The 19,576-nt window shown below is 40.4% G+C and carries 20 protein-coding genes; 10 read left to right on the plus strand and 10 right to left on the minus strand.

Translation table 11 applies throughout. The features are described 5' to 3' along the window. Positions 1 to 70 precede the first annotated feature (70 nt). On the plus strand, positions 71 to 1,495 hold the full coding sequence (locus P4S61_RS16670; RefSeq protein WP_145233634.1) for a sodium-dependent transporter: 1,425 nt from the start codon (positions 71 to 73) through the stop codon (positions 1,493 to 1,495). 66 nt (positions 1,496 to 1,561) lie between these two features. Here the strand turns inward: P4S61_RS16670 and P4S61_RS16675 are convergent, their stop codons facing one another. Both P4S61_RS16675 and P4S61_RS16680 read right to left on the minus strand, forming a co-directional pair. Continuing rightward, entirely contained in the window at positions 1,562 to 2,203 is a 642-nt protein-coding gene (locus P4S61_RS16675) for a CPBP family intramembrane glutamic endopeptidase (protein ID WP_145233636.1), read from the minus strand. 60 nt (positions 2,204 to 2,263) lie between these two features. After that, positions 2,264 to 2,857: an inner membrane-spanning protein YciB gene (locus P4S61_RS16680; protein ID WP_145233638.1), complete on the minus strand. Its 594-nt coding sequence runs from the start codon at positions 2,855 to 2,857 to the stop codon at positions 2,264 to 2,266. A 174-nt stretch (positions 2,858 to 3,031) separates the two neighbouring features. Here P4S61_RS16680 and P4S61_RS16685 point away from each other — a divergent pair, with 174 nt between their 5' ends. Continuing rightward, positions 3,032 to 3,301, plus strand: a complete 270-nt coding sequence (locus P4S61_RS16685) for an HU family DNA-binding protein (RefSeq protein ID WP_145233641.1) — start codon at positions 3,032 to 3,034, stop codon at positions 3,299 to 3,301. A gap of 60 nt (positions 3,302 to 3,361) precedes the next feature. Here P4S61_RS16685 and trpA read toward each other — a convergent pair whose 3' ends face one another. From trpA to P4S61_RS16715, 6 genes are read right to left on the minus strand one after another with little or no spacing between them, the layout of a single operon-like run. Beyond that, positions 3,362 to 4,192, minus strand: a complete 831-nt coding sequence (trpA, locus tag P4S61_RS16690) for a tryptophan synthase subunit alpha (RefSeq protein WP_182731444.1) — start codon at positions 4,190 to 4,192, stop codon at positions 3,362 to 3,364. Then, entirely contained in the window at positions 4,189 to 5,373 is a 1,185-nt protein-coding gene (gene trpB, locus P4S61_RS16695) for a tryptophan synthase subunit beta (protein ID WP_337118690.1), read from the minus strand. The genes trpA and trpB overlap by 4 nt, the downstream gene beginning before the upstream one ends. 7 nt (positions 5,374 to 5,380) lie before the next feature. Further along, positions 5,381 to 6,745, minus strand: a complete 1,365-nt coding sequence (gene trpCF, locus P4S61_RS16700) for a bifunctional indole-3-glycerol-phosphate synthase TrpC/phosphoribosylanthranilate isomerase TrpF (protein WP_337118691.1) — start codon at positions 6,743 to 6,745, stop codon at positions 5,381 to 5,383. Continuing rightward, a complete protein-coding gene (gene trpD, locus P4S61_RS16705) occupies positions 6,738 to 7,766 on the minus strand; it encodes an anthranilate phosphoribosyltransferase (RefSeq protein ID WP_337118925.1) in 1,029 nt (342 codons plus the stop codon). Before trpD ends, trpCF begins: the two co-directional genes overlap by 8 nt. Positions 7,767 to 7,819: 53 nt before the next feature. Continuing rightward, the gene (locus tag P4S61_RS16710) at positions 7,820 to 8,437 is read right to left on the minus strand and encodes an aminodeoxychorismate/anthranilate synthase component II (protein WP_182734840.1); all 618 of its coding nucleotides are present in this window, start codon (positions 8,435 to 8,437) and stop codon (positions 7,820 to 7,822) included. A 1-nt stretch (position 8,438) separates the two neighbouring features. Then, complete coding sequence (locus tag P4S61_RS16715; RefSeq protein ID WP_182734838.1) at positions 8,439 to 10,007, minus strand: anthranilate synthase component 1; 1,569 nt, start codon at positions 10,005 to 10,007, stop codon at positions 8,439 to 8,441. A gap of 422 nt (positions 10,008 to 10,429) precedes the next feature. Between P4S61_RS16715 and rnm the strand changes: the two genes are divergently transcribed. The 5 genes from rnm to P4S61_RS16740 all read left to right on the plus strand — a co-directional run bounded on the left by rnm (position 10,430) and on the right by P4S61_RS16740 (position 14,103). Continuing rightward, on the plus strand, positions 10,430 to 11,287 hold the full coding sequence (gene rnm / locus P4S61_RS16720; RefSeq protein WP_145233653.1) for an RNase RNM: 858 nt from the start codon (positions 10,430 to 10,432) through the stop codon (positions 11,285 to 11,287). Then, on the plus strand, positions 11,280 to 11,900 hold the full coding sequence (locus P4S61_RS16725) for an L-threonylcarbamoyladenylate synthase (RefSeq protein ID WP_145233655.1): 621 nt from the start codon (positions 11,280 to 11,282) through the stop codon (positions 11,898 to 11,900). Before rnm ends, P4S61_RS16725 begins: the two co-directional genes overlap by 8 nt. A 15-nt stretch (positions 11,901 to 11,915) precedes the next feature. Next, complete coding sequence (locus tag P4S61_RS16730; RefSeq protein WP_337118693.1) at positions 11,916 to 12,749, plus strand: segregation and condensation protein A; 834 nt, start codon at positions 11,916 to 11,918, stop codon at positions 12,747 to 12,749. A gap of 217 nt (positions 12,750 to 12,966) precedes the next feature. After that, the gene (locus tag P4S61_RS16735; RefSeq protein WP_149981004.1) at positions 12,967 to 13,521 is read left to right on the plus strand and encodes a cytochrome b; all 555 of its coding nucleotides are present in this window, start codon (positions 12,967 to 12,969) and stop codon (positions 13,519 to 13,521) included. 3 nt (positions 13,522 to 13,524) lie between these two features. Further along, entirely contained in the window at positions 13,525 to 14,103 is a 579-nt protein-coding gene (locus tag P4S61_RS16740) for a YceI family protein (protein WP_145233661.1), read from the plus strand. A gap of 50 nt (positions 14,104 to 14,153) precedes the next feature. Here the strand turns inward: P4S61_RS16740 and P4S61_RS16745 are convergent, their stop codons facing one another. Beyond that, a complete protein-coding gene (locus P4S61_RS16745) occupies positions 14,154 to 15,011 on the minus strand; it encodes a TIGR02285 family protein (RefSeq protein WP_145233663.1) in 858 nt (285 codons plus the stop codon). Positions 15,012 to 15,137: 126 nt separating this feature from the next. Beyond that, positions 15,138 to 15,281: a hypothetical protein gene (locus P4S61_RS16750; RefSeq protein WP_182717921.1), complete on the minus strand. Its 144-nt coding sequence runs from the start codon at positions 15,279 to 15,281 to the stop codon at positions 15,138 to 15,140. A 449-nt stretch (positions 15,282 to 15,730) separates the two neighbouring features. On the opposite strand from P4S61_RS16750, the gene P4S61_RS16755 reads away from it, so the two are divergent. The 3 genes from P4S61_RS16755 to P4S61_RS16765 all read left to right on the plus strand — a co-directional run bounded on the left by P4S61_RS16755 (position 15,731) and on the right by P4S61_RS16765 (position 19,564). Further along, positions 15,731 to 16,282, plus strand: a complete 552-nt coding sequence (locus P4S61_RS16755; RefSeq protein ID WP_182734834.1) for a dienelactone hydrolase family protein — start codon at positions 15,731 to 15,733, stop codon at positions 16,280 to 16,282. Positions 16,283 to 16,351: 69 nt separating this feature from the next. Next, on the plus strand, positions 16,352 to 17,308 hold the full coding sequence (locus tag P4S61_RS16760; protein WP_337118694.1) for an acetoacetate decarboxylase family protein: 957 nt from the start codon (positions 16,352 to 16,354) through the stop codon (positions 17,306 to 17,308). Positions 17,309 to 17,317: 9 nt separating this feature from the next. Then, positions 17,318 to 19,564: an NAD(P)-binding protein gene (locus P4S61_RS16765; RefSeq protein ID WP_337118695.1), complete on the plus strand. Its 2,247-nt coding sequence runs from the start codon at positions 17,318 to 17,320 to the stop codon at positions 19,562 to 19,564. The last annotated feature ends 12 nt before the right edge of the window (positions 19,565 to 19,576 follow it).

Genomic DNA, 19,576 nt, shown 5'->3' on the forward strand with positions numbered 1-19,576 from the left:
CTGCTTGAAAAGCCCAGCACAACACTGGTAGAGTCGCTTGAATGGTACAAAATAATAATAAGGTTTTTAAATGAGCGATACTCGTGAGCATTTTAGCTCCCGCCTTGGATTTATATTAGCAGCTGCTGGCTCTGCGGTCGGTATTGGTAACTTGGTTGGTTTTCCAGTCTCAGCAACAAAAAATGGTGGTGGTGCTTTTTTGCTCGTTTACGCGCTGTTTGTTGTGTTTATTTGTTTGCCAGTAATGATGGCAGAGATGGCAATGGGACGCCAAGCACAAAAAGATCCATTAGGCTCTTACAAGTTATTATCTGGTAATGATACTAAGTGGAGTTTTGCTGGCTTTTTAGCAGTATTAACCCCGTTTATGATTGCTGTGTTTTATATGGTTATCACGGTATGGATTTTTGGTTATTTAAGCCAAGTTGCGGTTGGTAACTTAGATGTGTTGGCTGATCCAAAAAGCTTTGGGGTGTTTATTAATAGTTCCAGCGTGTTTGCGTATATGGCTGCTGTGGCATTAATTGTTAATTTGATTTTAGTCGGTGGTGTTAAGCAAGGGATTGAAAAAGCAGCTAAGTTTTTAATGCCAGCATTGTTCGTATTGCTAATCGCATTAGTGGCGTATGTATTGACGCTAGACAATGCTATGGCTGGCGTTAAGTACTATATTATCCCTGATTTTTCTAAGATGAATGCCAGTGTCTTGAACGGTGCATTAGCGCAAGCGTTTTTCTCATTGTCGTTGGGTATGGGTATATTGATGACTTACGCTTCATATATCTCGAAAAAGGATGACATTGTTGGCAGTGCTAAAATGGTTGCACTGACTGATTCACTGGTGGCGTTTATTGCCGGTCTTATGGTGCTACCAGCTATCTTTAGTTTTAACCCAGATACTGATCCTACTAAATTGTCTGACTCATCTGTGTCGATGATTTTTGAGTTTTTACCAAAGATTTTACTCGCGCTACAAACTGATATTGGCTATGTTGGTGCATCAATTGTTGCGTTTGTGTTTTTCTTGCTGGTATTTTTTGCTGCAATTACCTCGTTGGTATCCATCGTTGAGGTGCCAACAGCTACGCTAAGTGACCGTAAAGGCATAAGTCGTAAAATGGCGTTACTGATATTAACTGGTAGCATCGGTGTACTGACAGTGTTATGTACTATGTCGTTTGGTATGGTTGAAGGGTTAACTTCATTTACTAACTATGGCGGAGCGTCTAAAAGCTTATTTGATATTGTGTATGATGTATTTTACGACACTATCTTGCCATTGAATGGTTTAATGGTGTGTTTATTCGTGATGTATCGCTGGAAAAAAGTACGTTTAAGTGAAGAGCTTAGCCAAGGTTGTCCAGGCTATGCAGGTAGCTTTACTGAAAAATACGTTAACTTTTCGCTATCAACCTTTATTCCGGTAATTTTAGTAGTTATATTTATTAATACCGTAGCGACTAAGTTTTTTGCTATGAGCATTTTCGGTTTTTAATTAATACAACTAATTGAGCTTCCCATAATTAAGCCGTGTTAAGTATCATTAGCACGGCTTTTTCAGTTAAGAGATTGTTGCCGAATCTAAGTACTGACCTATTCCTAATGTAAACATCCACAGTCCCCATAAGCTGTGTTCGATAACGCAGACAAACGTGGAGCGGCTTTGAGCATAGGTAAATGCAAATAATAACCCGCCTATAAATGCCAGTAGTACTGCTACCCAATTAGCATAAACAATATGCGCTAAAGCAAATACTGTGGCGCTAACAATTATGCGCACCGTTTTTTTTGGCATGATGCGTTTATAACGATGAAAAAAATAGGTTCGAAATATCAACTCTTGCGGCATGACTGACAATAATGGATAGAACGCGAGTAACATTAACCAGTCATTAAATGAGTTTCGAGGCAGCATAAACCAATTACCTTGATTAATGATCCCGTAAAAAACCCCTGAAAACAGTGCGCCGATAAAAAAGAAACTAAACAGTCGGCGTTTCACTGCGGAAAATTGACCAAGGCTGGTAAGTCTAAAGCGTTTAAAGTGGGGATCGCCTAGCAGCAACATACCGCAGACACTCATTAACACGATTAACGCGGGGATCAGCCAATTAGCAAGGTAGGCACGAAGGTAAAAACCCAGCAAAGGAAGGCATACAAATATAAAGGTAAATTCAAACCAGCGGTATTGATTGGCGTTCAAGGTCGTCTCAGCGTGATTTTGTATACTAGGCTAACAAGCTAAGACGACATATTTATGACATTAAGAGCGCTTTTTATTGTCTACTTTGGGCTCATCTTCATCGGGTAAATATTTATACAACATGATGATAGTGGCAAAAAGACTGACAAATGTGATCCCCATTAAGCCAAACACTTTAAAGTTAACCCAAAAATCGAGAGAAAAGTTATAAGCGATATAGATATTTAACGCTGATATTCCCGCTGTGATCGCTATCCACAATATGTTGAGTTTATCCCAAAGCGACTCAGGTACGGTAATTTCTTGCTCAGAGTCTGATGCATTATTTAAAATGGCACTGAGTGCTTGTTTAACTAAATTTTTACCAAGAAAGTAGCGACTGATCAATAAGCTTAATGAGAGCACAGCGTAGATGATAGTGGCTTTCCACTTCACAAATTGTTCATCATGAAACACCAGCGTAAGAGTGCCTAAAATCACTGCAATGGCAAAAAACAACCATTGGCGTGTAGGCACTTTGCCTATTTTAAAATAAGAATAAGCGACCTGCAGAAAAGTGGTGCCCATTAATAATGCCGTTGCCCAGTAAATATCAACTAACTTGAATACCGCAAAAAATAAAATTAGCGGAATAAACTCAATTATTGCATGCATAGAATGCCCAAAAAATAAAACCAAAGAATAGTTGCAGAGGTTGTATCAACTTATTGTGTTGTTTACAAGGTTGACTTAGTAGTTACTAACCCTTAGCCTGCGTGCCTTTGTATTCAATCATTACCAAAATCTGCTGAACAGTGACTGAGTAAGCGGTATTTTTAGGAGCATTTTATGAATAAAGCACAACTGATTAGTGCAATGTCTGCACACAGTGAATTAACTAAAAAAGATTCTCAAGCGGCGTTATCAAGCATGCTTGCAGCCATCACTAAATCATTATCAGAAGGTGATCAAGTGCAAGTAAATGGCTTTGGCACGTTTGCGTTAAGTTATTATCCCGCACGTACAGGACGCAATCCACAAACGGGAGAGGCAATAGACATTGAAGGCGCTAACAAGCCTGTATTTAAAGCAGCAAAAGCGTTGAAAGAGAGTCTTTAACGCGTTTGATTACCAGAAAAGGGCCGCAACAGGCCCTTTTCTTATTTTCGAAGTATGAACTTACAGCGCAGTTGCAGCTTTCATGCTCGCTACGAACTCTTGTAAACCACTGAGCATAGCTTGAGGGGTATCGAGATTCGCTTCAATAATTTTCACTACCGCCGAGCCAGATATAGCACCTGCTGCACCGGCATTAAGTGCTGCTTTTACATCATCAGGGGTTGAAATCCCAAAACCTAATAACGCAGGGGCGCTGTGGTATTCTTTTAGTTTAGTGACAATTGATGTCGCCGGCATTTGTGCTTTAGTTTCTGTGCCTGTTACACCCGCACGGGATAGCAAATAAGTATAACCACGGCCATAAGAGGCACATTCGCGTAAAGTGTCATCAGGTGCGTTAGGCGTGGCTATAAAAATGGGGTCAATGCCATTACTCATTGCCGCTTTGCGAAACATTTTAGATTCATGAAGCGGCACATCTGCAACTAGAATTGAGTCAACGCCGACTGCTTTGGCATCTTGGTAAAAAGCCTCTAAACCGCGTTTAAAAACTAAGTTCGAATACAACAATAAACCAATTGGGATATCAGCATTGTACTGGCGTACTTGCTTGATGATATCAAAGCAATCTTGGGTATTTATATTTACTTTAAGGGCCCGAATATTGGCAGCTTGAATAACTGGGCCATCTGCTATTGGGTCTGAAAATGGAATACCCAGCTCTAAGCCATCAGCGCCGCCATCAATTAAGCTTTTGATTATTTCAACGCTCAGTTCTTTATTTGGATCGCCAATTGTAACAAACGGCACAAATGCACCTTGATTTAGCTCGCTTAAACGGGCGAACATTTTACCGTAGCGGTCTGTTTTTTGGATTGCTGTCTGGCTCATAACTGATCCCCTTTAGAAAGTACATCCATAACGTGTGATAAGTCTTTGTCGCCGCGACCACTTAAATTCACTACTAAAATTGACTCTTCAGTTTGCTGCTCTGCATACTTCAGTGCGTAAGCTAGTGCATGACTTGATTCGAGCGCAGGAATAATCCCTTCGTTTTTAGCCAGTAATTGGAATGCTTCTAATGCTTCGGTATCTGTAATACCCACATATTGCGCACGGCCAGTTTCATGTAAAAACGCATGTTGTGGGCCAACAGCTGGGTAATCAAGACCCGCTGAGACAGAATATGATTCCTCAATCTGGCCATCATCATTTTGCATTATATAGGTATAAGTACCGTGCAAAACACCTTTAGTTCCTTTACAGATTGTTGCACCGTGCTCGTGGGTATCAAGCCCTTTGCCAGCGGGCTCTACGCCAATGAGTTTTACACTTGGCTCGTCAATAAAATCTGTAAACATACCAATGGCGTTAGAGCCACCGCCTACACAAGCAAGCACCGCATCAGGGAGGCGACCTTCAGCTTTTAATACTTGTTGTTTTGCTTCTTCACCAATCACTTTTTGGAACTCACGAACGATGGTAGGGAATGGGTGAGGACCTGCAGCAGTACCAAGTAAGTAATGCGCTTCTTTATAATTTGCTGACCAATCACGAAGCGCTTCGTTTACGGCATCTTTTAATGTGCCAGAGCCTGAAGTAACCGGGATCACTTCAGCGCCCATTAGTTTCATTCTAAATACGTTTGGTTGTTGGCGTGCCACGTCTTTAGCGCCCATATAAATACGGCATTTTAAACCAAGTAATGCACACGCAAGCGCCGTTGCAACGCCGTGTTGGCCTGCGCCTGTTTCAGCAATAACTTGTTTTTTACCCATGCGTTGAGTTAATAGTGCTTGGCCTAACACCTGATTCGTTTTGTGCGCGCCACCGTGCAGTAAGTCTTCACGCTTTAAGTATAATTTTACTTTTGGGTTTTTAATTAAGTTACGCGTTAATGTCAGCGGCGTAGGACGGCCAGCATATTCATTAAGTAACTTTTCCAGTTCAGCTTGAAAAGCCGGATCTGTTTGCGATTTATTAAATTCGTTTTCGAGTTGTTTAAGTGCTGGTACTAGCAATTCTGGGACAAACATGCCGCCAAATTCGCCGAAATAAGCTGGATTATTCATATTAACCTCAATATTTACGGATGCTGATAAATGCATCATTTAATTTGTTTGGGCATTTTTTACCGGCGCTTTGCTCAACCCCTGAATTTAGGTCGAGTCCATGCGCACCTTGATATAATGCACCTTGAATATTTTCTGGGTTTAAGCCACCAGCAAGCATAAATGACTGCTTAGTCTCTTTGAGTATTGCCCAATCAAAGGTCTTACCGGTACCGCCGGCTTGCGTATCGCTGTGAGTATCGTATAAGTGGCGATCAACGCCATTGACAGGTGCTGGCAAGCTATCCTTCACAGCTTGTGCCTTCCAAATCTGGCAATTACTTGGTAGCAAAGGACGCAGTTCGTTTATATAGACTGCATCTTCTTGGCCATGTAATTGCACTGCTGCAAGCTTTAAGCTCTGAGCATGATTGACAACGTCTGCGATTGTTGCGTTTACAAATACGCCTACATAAGCAAGCGGGGCACTTTGCATAACTTGTTTTGCACAATCTAAATCAACAAAACGAGGGGATTTAGGTGCAAAAATTAGCCCCCCATAAACGGCACCACTTTCATAAGCGGCAATGGCATCTTGGCTACGGGTTAAGCCACAAACTTTGTTTTCACCTAAAATTACGCTTCGACAAGCGCGCTCTAAATCACGCTCAGCCATCAGTGAACTACCGATTAAAAAGCCATTACACAACGGGGCCAAGCGTTTTACATCTTGGTGAGTGTAAATACCTGATTCTGAAATAACCACTTTGTTATCAGGAATAAGCTTTCTTAGTGCCTCAGTGGTAGCTAAGTTTGTGCTCAAATCACGTAAATCACGGTTATTAATACCAATAATTTGCGCATTGAGTGCCAGAGCTCGATGTACTTCAGCTTCGTTACTCACTTCGGTGAGGATTGCCATGTTTAGGCTTTTTGCAACTTTTTCAAGCGATTGATATTGCGTATCATCGAGTACTGACAACATTAATAAAATAGCATCGCCGCCATAAATACGGGCCAAATAAATTTGGTATTCATCGATAAAGAAATCTTTACAGATCAATGGTTGCTCTACTTGACTGCGCACAAATTCGAGATAATCAAAACTACCCTGAAAATATTTTTCATCGGTTAACACACTGATGCAGCTAGCGTAGTTTTTATAAACACGGGTGATCTCGGCTAAATCAAACGGCTCTCGAATAAGGCCTTTTGACGGCGAGGCCTTTTTGCATTCCAAAATAAACTGAGTGCCAGGCGCTGCAAGGGCTTTATAAAAATCACGATTTGTGGGTATTGCTTGATGCTTAAAGCTCTCAAGAGGGCGCTTGGATTTGCGTTCAATGAGCTCTATTTTTTTATCTGCAACTATTTTGTCTAATACATTAGCCATTACTTACCTCGGAGTTTGGGTATTCTTTATTACTGCTTATGACAATGGCATTTAAGGTATTCAATGCACGTCCGCTTTGTAAAACCTCTTTAACTTGCATCGCGGCACTTTTAAAATCGTCGGCTTTATTGGTTAAATAAAGCAACGCAGCAACGTTAACAATAATGGCCGCATTGTGCGCGTCGGTGCCGTTACCAGCTAAAATAGCCATGCTAGCCTTGGCGTTATATTCTGGCCCTTCACCGGCAAGTTGTTCAAGTGAATAGTTTGCAAGACCAAAATCAGCAGGGGTAAGTGTGTACTGGCTGATTTTTCCGTTGTTAAGCTCTGCTACGGTCGTTTCACCGTGCAAGGCTATTTCATCGGTGCCCGAGCCATGAACGACCATTGCGCGCGGTGTACCTAACGTTTTTAAGGTGTGTGCCATCGCTAAGCATAAACTTTCATCATATACCCCCAATAATTGCACATCCGGTGCTGCTGGATTTGCCAATGGCCCTAAAATATTAAAAATAGTACGGGTTTTTAAGGTCGTTCGCACACCCATAGCATGGCGTACGCCGCTGTGATAATGCGGAGCAAACAAAAACGTAAAGCCGGTTTGCTCTAAACACTGCGCCGCGTGTGCTGGGTTCATGTCTATATTGATGCCCAATGCTTTGAGTAAATCAGCGGAGCCGGAGTTACTCGAAACACTGCGATTACCGTGTTTGACCATATTTATACCGCAAGCTGCAGCAACGATGGCGGCGGTGGTGCTAATATTAATAGTGTTTGAGCCATCGCCGCCAGTGCCACAACTATCGACAAGGTTTGTTAAGTGAGTAATAAAAGGTATCGCATTAGCACGCATCGATGCGGCTGCTCCTGCGATTTCGTCGCTTACTTCACCTTTTATTTTCAGTGCCACTAAGATGGCTGCCAGTTCGATGTCATTTACTTTGCCTTGCATAATGGCATCAAATAACTGTTGGCTTTGACTAAAGCTTAATGATGTTTGCGTTAATAACACATCAATCATTGAGCCAATGCTCGCCTCACTGGCTGATTGTTGGTTTACTGACATACTATCCTCTACTGCTGTGCACTGGCTAAAAATTGCATACTTTGTTGAAGTAGCGCGGCGCCATTGGGCGTCAAAATAGACTCAGGATGAAATTGATAGCCAAGGGCTTTATCGTCACGATGATAAATTGCCATCGGTATTGACTCATAGTGGGCTATCACTGCAACACTGTCGGGTACTTTCGTGGCCATCAGTGAATGATAACGTGCCACAGGCATACGTTCACCCATACCTGCAAATACTGGGTGCTCACCAAGCTCAATGATTGATGATTTACCATGTACGGTTTCTCCAGCATGGCCAATAATACCGCCATAACTTTGTGTTAGTGCTTGTTGGCCAAGGCAAATCCCCAACATTGGAAAACGGCCTTTGCATAGTTCAATCAATGCCATTAAGCAGCCCGCCGCAGTGGGGGTGCCTGGGCCCGGCGACAGTACTAAAATCACTGGTTTCGTTTCCGCACACATTTTGTCATAAATCACCTGCGCGTCTATGTTGTTACGATATACCACTAAATCGCTGCCTAACATAGAAAGTTCATCGACTAAGTTATAACTAAATGAATCAAAATTATCTAAAAAGTAGATTTTTAAGTCCGTTAAGTTGTTGATGTTTTGACTCATTTTAGTGTCCTTGGTACGTCGATTGAATGGCTGTAATAACCGCTTGTGCTTTAGCACGAGTCTCATTGGCTTCAGATTGAGGGTCTGAGTCAAACACAACTCCGGCACCGGCTTGTACATACGCGGTATTATTTTTAACAAAGGCCGAGCGAATAACAATGCAACTGTCCATGGCGCCGTCACCGGTTAAATAACCTACCGCACCACCGTAACTACCACGGCGCTTACCTTCAGTTTGCCTTACCAACTCTGCCGCGCTGACTTTAGGCGCACCAACTAAAGTGCCCATGTTCATACAGGCTTGGTAAGCGTGTAGGGCATCCAGCTGAGGTTTTAATGTGCCAACAACGCGTGACACTAAATGCATTACTTGCGAATAACGGTCGACCTTTAATAGCTCTTTTGCGTGGCGAGTTCCTGGGACACTGATACGAGCTACGTCATTTCGTGCTAAATCAACCAACATTAAATGCTCAGCACGCTCTTTTTGGTCGTTGCGCAGTTCCAGTTCAATACGACTGTCTAAATCTGGATTAATTTGGCCATTAGCAAACTTTCCTCGTGGGCGAGTTCCTGCAATTGGATATACTTCAACTTGTTGTGATGTAGCACAAAACTTTAAAGCTGACTCAGGAGAGGCACCAAATAACGCAAATTCACTGTCGCGCATATAAAACATGTACGGGCTTGGATTTTGTTTTTTTAGTTGGCTGTAGGCATGTAGTGGGTTGGCGCAAGCTAACGAGAAGGTACGCGATGGCACAACTTGAAAAATATCGCCATCGACAATGTGTTTTTTCAAACTATTGACCTGTTGGCAATAGAGCTCGTCACTAATATCAACACTGACGTCACTGCTGCCAGCACTTTGCTGCGCACTATAGCTATCGGCTTGGTCGCATAAGGTATTTAAACGTTCGAGCTTTTTACCCACTTCAAAACAGTTTGCATGCACATCAGGGCCATTAAAAACGTTACCAATCAGCTCAGTGGTTTTAGCTTGGTGATCAATTACCACTAAGGTTTCAGCTAAATAAAAGACGTAATCAGGACAGCTATTTTCTCCATCTGGTACATCACTCAGTTGTTCAAAGTTGGCTACCATGTCGTAAGCAAACACACCGCCTAAAAATAACGAAAATGGATTGTTTGTGGTGCTGCTGATACTATTTATACAACAGCGCAAGGCACTAAAAGCATTATCGGCAATCAGCTTTGAGGCTTCATCAATATTATGATCGATACCTTGATATTCGATGCTGAGAGTTTGCTTGTTTAATTGAGTATGGCAGTTTTCTAATTTAGTTTGTAAATAAGGCAGTAATTGCTGACCATTATTAGATTGCGCCGTTACTGTGACTGTTTTACCTGTGCAGATTATTTTTAGTGCACAATCTACCAAAATTAAACTTTTGACACTGTCTTTAGAATCAATTTCTGCTGACTCTAACAGTAATGAATTATCTTTATCAAGCAATCCATATAGTGCCAATGGGCTATGTATATATTCTCGCACTTCGGTGATGCTAGTAACTTCACCTGGCGTTGTTGTTATATGACTAAAAATCAAACCTCATTCCCTCAAAAAATAAAACCCCGCAAGCTAAGCTATGCGGGGTTTGAATAACGATACCTATGTTTTAGATAGACCATTACCGTCCCGCTATACCAGGCGCCACCACCAATGATGTGTAAAAGTTGCTACGTTATTCATGTTTGTTACCCTAAAATTTAAATATAAAAAAACCCGCAATAAGCGGGTTTAGAATGTGTTAGACACGACAATTCGTCACCCGATAATTTACGAGTGCCACCACCAGATAGTGTTTTGGATTGAATTGATCATTATTGTAGTTCTATTTGTGTCTCAAGTGACTACAGTAAACCGTATCAACGGCGTTAGTGTCAAGTATTTATTTAAAACAATTTATTAAAAAATTTTGTTATACTTAATAACAACTTTCGCACATTTAATATGAGCAGTCTTCTGTTTTGATAAAATACGATTTACACAGTCATACCACACATTCTGACGGGCAATTAACTGTTGAGCAATTATTATTGCGTGCAGTTGAAAAAAATATAGATGTGTTTGCGATCACTGATCACGACACCACTGCTGCGGTTAAACCTGCACAAGCATATATAGAAAGCGAATCTCTACCATTAACCTTGATATCAGGGGTTGAAATTTCCACTAAGTGGGAAAGTTTTGAGATCCACATCGTGGCATTAAACGTAGATATTGACGAGTCAACACTGACCAGCTTATTGACTATCCAACAGCAAAAACGTGCTGATAGAGCTGTCGAGATTGGTCGTCGTTTAGAGAAAAATGGCTTTGATGGCATTTATCAACAAGCGCAAGAGCTTGCCGCAGATGCACAAATTACCCGTGCACATTATGCAAGAGCACTTATTGCTCGTGGCGTTGCAACCACAATTCCTGGGGTGTTTAAAAAATACCTTGGCCGCGCTAAAACGGGTTATGTACCAAGCGATTGGTGTGATATGCAAACCGCCATTGCCGCCATTCATGCCGCAGGTGGCGTTGCTGTGATTGCCCACCCTGGGCGTTATCAAATGTCAAATAAATGGCTGCGCAAATTATTGAGTCAGTTTAAAGATGCCGGTGGCGATGCAATGGAAGTTGCACAACCACAACAAGCACCGACTGAGCGACAGTTTTTAGGCGAATTGAGCCGTGAATACGATTTACTGTGTTCGCAAGGATCTGATTTTCATTTTCCTACTAGTTGGCTAGAATTAGGAAAAAACTTATATTTGCCAAAAGATTGCCAAGGCGTTTGGCAAACTTGGGAAGGGCAAACAGGAGAACTAAATGAGTGATTTTTTTCATATTCATCCAGATAATCCACAACCACGCTTAATTAATCAAGCGGTCGACATTATCAAACAAGGTGGAGTGGTGGTATATCCAACCGATTCAGGCTATGCAATAGGCTGTAATTTAGGTAACAAACAAGCAAAAGAGCGTATTGAGCGCATCCGTGGTATTGAAAAACACCATAACTTTACCTTAGTATGTCGTGATCTATCTGAGCTTTCTACTTATGCACGAGTAGATAACCAACTATTTAGATTAATTAAAAACAATACACCTGGGCCTTATACGTTTATCTTTAAAGGCACTAAAGAAGTACCAAAACGTTTGTTAAACGACAAGAAAAAAACCATTGGTATTCGTGTAATAGAACATCCAATTACCTGCGCATTGCTAGCCGAGTTAGGTGAGCCATTGATGTCGTGTTCATTAATTTTACCCGGTGAGCAGTTTACTGAGTCTGATCCGGACGAGATACGTGATCGCATAGGTAATCAAGTTGATTTAATTATTCATGGCGGCTATTTAGCTGAGCAAGCAACCACAGTAATCGACCTGTCAGAAGATACAGTTGAGGTGCTGCGTGTAGGCTGTGGCGATACAGCTCCATTTGAATAACTACGCCGATAAACCATGAACGAACTACATACTGATGATGTAGCTCAAATACGAGAGCCGGCGCAACAAAAGTTGCCGCTGGCTTTTTTGCATGGCAAAGAAGTAATGAATACCCTGGAAGATTTGTATATTCCGCCAGACGCTCTAGAAGTAATTTTAGAAACCTTTGAAGGGCCACTTGATTTATTACTATATTTAATAAAAAAACATAAGTTAGATATTCTGGAATTGTCGATTTTTAGCATTACTGAACAATACGTCCGTTATGTTGAAATGATGACCGAGTTTCAATTGGAGCTTGCTGGTGAATATTTGGTGATGGCGGCATTACTTGCACAAATAAAATCACGACTATTACTGCCAAAACATGAAGAGCTTGAGGAAGAAGAAGATCCACGGGCTGAATTAATTCGTCGTTTACAAGAGTATGAACAATTTAAGCTAGCTGCGCAGAACCTTGATGATATTCCACGTGTTGGCCGTGATATTTTTATTGCCCACGCATTAGTGCCTGAGCAGAGCGAGCATGCTCAATTGTTACCGGATGTTGATTTAAAAGATTTACTATTTGCGCTCAGTGATGTGATGGCGCGAGCTAAAACTTTTGAGCATCATCAAATAACCGCTGAAGCTTTATCAACTCGCGAAAGAATGAGTTTAATTTTGCAAAAGTTATCGACAGCCGGCACGCAACTTCCTTTCACTGACTTATTCACTTTTGACGAAGGCCGCAGTGGTGTAGTGGTTAGCTTTATTGCTATGCTAGAGCTCATCAAAGAAAACCTTATCACTTGCTTGCAAGTCGATCCTACAACACAAATTTATATCGGTTTGATTGAAAATAATTAAACAATTATTAGGGTGATGATGTTTATCATTGATTAACTTGCTAACTTGCTAACTTGCTAACTTGCTAACTTGCTAACTTGCTAACTTGCTAACTTGCTAACTTGCTAACTTTAATCTTAATTGTGCATATACGCACATAACTTGTTTGTTATTAGCTATTTTCTTCTATCTAGGTACGCGCTATTCTGATGTCATTCGATAATGGAATTAATAACACATGCTTAAAAATACAAAATCTTCGTACGGTGTGGTTGCCATTTTATTACATTGGTTAATGGCGGTAATGGTGATTGGCTTATTTGGCCTTGGCTTGTACATGGTTGAACTTACTTATTACGATAGTTGGTATAAAGGTTCTTTGGATTTACATAAAAGCGTAGGGATCACCTTAGTTGCTTTATTAATTTTTAGATTTGCTTGGCGTGCATTGGGCACGCAGCCTGAGCCAGTAGCGGGCAGCAGTAAAGCGTTAAATAATGTAGCGCATACAGTACATATATTTTTATATCTACTGCTTAGCGTCATTGTGATTTCAGGCTATTTGATTTCTACTGCGGATGGTCGTGCAATTGAGGTGTTTACCTTATTTAGTATTCCCGCAATTGATTTTTCAGTAGCTAATCAAGCAGATATTGCAGGTAAAGTTCACTACTATGTGGCATGTAGCCTCATAGGATTAGTGGTTTTACATGCTCTTGGGGCGTTAAAACATCACTTTATCGATAAAGATAAAACCTTAGTTAGAATGATAAAACCACAAAAGGATGATTAATAAATGAAAAAAATATTACTTTCAGCTGCAGTAGCAGCAACATTGTTTGGTGCTAATACTGCACACGCTGCAGATTATGTTATTGACACTCAAGGTGCCCATGCATTTGTAAATTTTAAAATTAAGCATCTAGGTTATAGCTGGTTACACGGTCGTTTTAATACTTTTGACGGCGGCTTTAGCTACGATGCAGCTAACCCAGATGCATCACAGATCATGGTTAATATTGATACTAAAAGTATCGATTCGAACCATGCTGAACGTGATAAGCATTTACGTGGTAAAGAGTTTTTAAATGTTGATAAGTTTCCAACAGCGACCTTCAAAAGTACGTCAATTAAGTTTGATGAAGAGGGTGATGAAGCTGATGTAACAGGTGAGTTTACCCTTCATGGTGTAACAAAAACGATTACCTTTGAAATCGATAAAATTGGTGAAGGTAAAGATCCATGGGGTGGTTACCGAGTTGGCTTTGAAGGTGAAACCAGTTTAAAGCTTGCTGATTTTGGTATTGATTACAACCTAGGTCCTGCATCTACACATGTTGATATTGGTTTATATATTGAAGGTGTGCGTAAGTAAAACCTAACCTGAATTCAGGTTAAATAAATATGCTAATATTGATAAACGCCTCACTCAGTTGGGGCGTTTTTGTTTGCTTGTAAACGTTGCTCTAGTAACGGTTTTAAATTATCTGGTAACCAACGTAATAACACTTCATGGTAGGCTGGTTGTTGTTTTATTTCTTTCAGTGCTGCATTAAGCACTTCAACTTGTGCGATACCTTGCTCGGTATTAGTACAGCCAATATAGCCATAACTCAGATCGGGAGCTTCAGTCAGAGGCAATTGCATTAACTGATCTTCAAACCCCATCGATTTTGCTAAATAGTAATGCTCGCTTGGGTAGCCCAATAAAATATCAATGCGCTTTTTCTTTAACATGTAAGTCAAACTGGCAAGGGTATCGCGACCAGGTCGAATAATTATGGATGCGTCGGCACTATTATTAATTACTGCATCAATAGCATTACCGTATGATCGGCTCATAGAAATCCCCAGTGCAAGTTGGTATTGATTGAGTAGGGTTTTCAATGATACAGGTGTACTTGTTTCAAGCTTGAGATGTTGCACAAGCTCTTGGTGAATAGCAATAGAAGGCGATAAGCCAACCGTCGAAGTCTGTTCACTAAAGCTGATGTGTTGTTTGCGGTGCGGGCTTTGGTATAGCGAGAGCATGCAGTAAGTATGATTTGGGTTAGACAGCTCCTGTATTGTGCGACTTGATGGAAAAATAGTACGGTTGAATGTATAGCTAGGAAGCTGTTGTTCTAATAAGGCGATAACACCTTCATCGCGGCCTGTTCCTGCGTATTGATCGTTAAAAATATAATAAGGGGCAAAGTCAGTGACTATCCAATCAATTGTTTTAGCATGCAAAGGAGTGCTAATTAACAATGATAAAAAAGCATAACGAAAGGCATAATGCATTAATTCAACCACAGATAAATTATTAATACACTAAGTGTAGCAGCTGTTGAATAGTTAGCTTAAAAAAAGCAAAACGCCAGCATTAGCTGGCGTCATTTAAATTGCGAGGAAGCAAATCAGTATCGATTAATTGGCTTTTAACCATTTAACAAATTGACGTGCGTCACTTGCTTTTGTAAATAAGGTATTTTTTAAACCTTGTGTATCAGAAAAAATAACACGTTGTTTATTTACTGAAATTGATTGCACTGGATGTGCGATTTGGATCATAGATCCGTTGTAACTATAAGACATAATAAAACTCACTTTTTTCTTGTTATCTTTAATGTGCGCTAATTTCTTTATTAGCTTTCAAAGCACAATTAGATAGACCGTGTTGTGTTTAGCTTCATTACAGTGTTGACGATCTTTATGACATTTATGCGACTATTTAAAAATATGCCGTAGTCTGAATTGGGGTTCTCGCCGTACAATAACTTAGCTCTATAATATACGTTTTGCGGGGATTACTGGATCAGGGTAAAGAGGTTAACCGCGAGGCTTTTTTAGGACCAAGAGGATAATTTACCCCAGTAATTTTATTTACGCAAGCATTATTTTAACTTTATTCTAGCCATTGTATTTTAACTGCTGTATTTTAATTAGCTAATCTGAAAAAGGCGTTTAGCGGTATTTTAACTGTTGTGCGGTAATTTAACTGTAAATAATAAGATTTGGCTATGGAATACATTATCGTTAGTGATATTTTTGGTAAAACCGCTCATTTGAGTCACTTTGCACGGCAATTTAACGCTAAAAGCATAATTGTCGATCCGTACGATGGGCAATTGCAGCCAGTGATTGATGAGCAATTACAGTATGATTTATTTATCACTGAGTGTGGTCACGATAACTATTTCAACAAGCTTAATACCATTCTTAGTAGAGTAACTAAACCAACTACGGTAATCGGTTTTAGTGCTGGTGGAGCCGCTGCGTGGCGAAGCCAAGCAACTGTGAAAAATTCACAGATAAAAAGATTAGTAGCATTTTATCCAAATCAAGTTCGTCATTATTTAGATTTGTCTGCCAGCGTGGCCTGCGAGTTTATTTTTGCGAAGCAAGAAGTGCACTTTGATATTCTTCCTGTGCTCGCTTGTTTAGAGCAGCAAATCAAAGTGCAATGCCAGCGTGCAGACTACGGTCATGGGTTTATGAATCCCTTGTCAAAAGGCTTCGATAGCTTTGGTTATCAACAATATAGCCAATACTTGCTCACTGAAAATAATTAACTGAAATTACTACCTTGTAAAAAATCTTGGCTATACTTATTTTTTTATCCAATAAAATAATTATAAATCATGACCGTACAACTACCTCCTTATAGTCACTTTTTATCAAACCCTGTTGCAAAGCCACCATGTCGAATGACTAATGCAAATATGTATGGTTTTTTTGCAAAAATAGATCAGGATAAAGTTCAACAGTATATCGATACAACGCTTAATATTGTTGCAACGGATGAGTTATATTTTAAAGGCATAGGCGAATATGCATTATTAACCTTTACCGACATAGAAAAAATTGCCTCATTAACGCCGCCTTTTAGTGAGCACGGTTGGATGCAAGAGACTGATATTATTATTTGGTTACCAGTTGCAAAGGTTGAAAAGCAAGGCAATGATGAAGATATTACTCATCTTTATTGGTATCCGGCGTTTATTTGCGTAAATAATGTTTATGCATTAATAAACGGCAGAGAAACATGGGGTTACAATAAATATTTATGTGATTACCAGATGCCCAGTTCGGTAAGTGATATAACCGACTTTTCAGTTTCACTGGATTGTTTTAAGCATTTTTCGCCAACGTCAAAATTACAATCACAGCATTTATTTTCAGTCACCAAAAACGTCAAGACGCAAAGCGATGGCTTATTATCTGTATTAGAGGACTTTGGCGAGCATGTCGCCAATTTGTTTGATGGGGATCATCTTGGTATTGATTTTTCGCTATTAAAGCAGCTGTTACAGGATTTTGTGAATCCACAGATGGATCAAATACTATTTAAGCAATTTCCTGACGGGCAAGGCGATAAGGCTGTTTTTCAAGCAGTTATGCACTCTCCTTCAGAAATAAAGAAAATCCATCAATTTAAGCTACTCAGTGGTGCTTATCAGCTACATTTACAGCTACTAGATAGTTTTCCTTTAGCGCAAATGTTTGGTTTACAGCTAGGAGCGCAAGCTGTGTATTTGCCGTTTTATATCAAGATGGATTTTGACCAACTTCAAGCTACACAAATACTCCCTAAGTAAGGATCCATTATGGAGCAAGAAAAAATAGTTATTATAGGCGGTGGTGTTGCCGCAATGACGGCTGCTTTATACCTGACTGAACAACCTAATTGGCAGCAAAAAAGACATATTACAGTGTACCAACAAGGTTGGCGTTTAGGAGGAAAAGGAGCCAGTGGCCGTAATGCTGTTATGGGGCAGCGCATAGAAGAGCATGGTTTACATGTCTGGTTTGGTGCCTATGTTAATAGTTTTAAAACCATTGAAACTGTATACGACAAGCTACAGCGTCCGCCAACGAGTGCACTGAGTACCTGGCAACAAGCACTTAAACCGCATAGTTTTATTGCCCTTGAGGAGCACATTGATGAACAGTGGCAAACGTGGCCTATAGACTTTCCTGTTTTACCTGGCAATCCTGCGAATGGGAGTTTAGATATTACCGTGTGGGACTTTGTAAAAATGACCCTTGCATGGCTAAAAAAATGGATACCACAATTTGAACTGGCCGCCAGAGTCCAAGCTAAGAGCACACAATTAACGACAAAAAAACCACGAGATAGATACCTACTACGCCATTTTCATCAACAAATTCAGACCTTGGTTTCTGATGGCAGTGATGCATGGCAAACCTTTACCAACGATATACAAAATCTCAATCAAGAAATCACTTCAACACCTAGCTTACTTGTCGATAAATTAAATAGCTTTGTGCAAAGTAACAACACACTGCAGCCACAAATTTCTGAGAAGAAAGATAGTTTAGTGATTTGGTATATTGTCAGAAAACTAAAACGCTGGATTAACCAAGAGTTAACCGAGTTACTGGATGACAATGCAGAGTTGAGGCGTATTTATATTTGTGCCGATTTAGCGATAGCGATGCTGGTTGGATTGATTAAAGATAAAGTTTATCGCGATGGTTTTGGGGTCATTAACAAGTATGATTTTCGTCAATGGTTATTAAAAAATGGTGCGAATAAACAATACAGTGTCGATTCTGCGCCCGTGCGTGGTTTTTATGATTTAGTGTTTGCCTACCCACAAGGTGATTTTAAAAAACCAAATGTAGAAGCTGGAGTTGCTGCACTTGCCATGCTTAGAATCGCATTGTGTTATCGCGGTGGGGTAATGTGGAAAATGCAGGCGGGAATGGGCGATGTTATTTTTGCGCCATTGTATGAACTATTAAAACAAAGAGGCGTTAACTTTGAATTCTTCCATCAACTACAGCAACTTACACCTGGGGTTGATGAAAGTGGCCAAAACTGTGTTGCTTCTGTGTTATTACAACAGCAAGTGAGTTTAAATAACTCATCAGAGTATCAGCCATTAATTGATGTGAAAAACTTAGCTTGCTGGCCAAGTGAGCCTCTTTATCAGCAGATAAACCACGAGCAGGCCCTGTTACTAAAGCAGAATAATATTAATTTAGAATCATTTTGGAGTGATTGGCCCAGCTGTTACCAAGCACATTTTGGCGCACAACTACCAACTAAAACACTGCAGTTTAAAGATGATTTTGACCGGCTGATCCTTGGGGTCTCAGTTGCTTCATTAGAGCATGTTTGCCCACAATTATTAGCAATAGACGACAACTTTGCTGCTCAGGCTAAAAATGTTCTTTCGGTAGCTACACAAGCCAGTCAGATTTGGTTAAATAAAACAGATCAACAGTTAGGTTGGCAGTATATGCCGCCAAGTGAAGAAGGGCCTATTTTGAGTGGTTTTAGCGAACCGTTTGATACTTGGGCTGCAATGCAAAACTTAATTGATAAAGAGCAGTGGCCTGCAAGCAATAGTCCGCAGAATATTGCCTATTTTTGTAGTGCATTTCCTTGTCAAGAGTATCCACCACAGAGTGATCATGGTTTCCCTGCACGGGCAAAAGCACAAGTAAAAACTAACTTAACACAACTATTAACAACTAATATGCAGCCATTATGGCCGTTAGCTTATAACGATAATGACTTTGATTGGTCCATTTTATATACACAGCATGACGTGCCAGAATCAGCGCGCTTAGATCAACAGTACTGGCGAGTGAATGTTGATCCAAGTGAGCGTTATGTGCTGTCGGTTTCAGGTTCCAGTCAATATCGTTTAGCAACTGATGGCACGCAATTTAGTAATTTATTTATTACCGGCGATTGGATCAAAACAGGTGTTAATGCAGGTTGTGTTGAAGCTGCGGTTATGGCTGGAATGCAAACAGCACGAGCACTGTGTGGGTATCCGCAGCAGATCAGTGGTGAAAATGCCTTTGAAGCGCAGTAAAACTAGCTAATT

Origin of the sequence: Pseudoalteromonas sp. B160 (genome assembly GCF_037162485.1) — a bacterium.
GTDB classification, from domain to species: Bacteria; Pseudomonadota; Gammaproteobacteria; order Enterobacterales; family Alteromonadaceae; genus Pseudoalteromonas; species Pseudoalteromonas rhizosphaerae.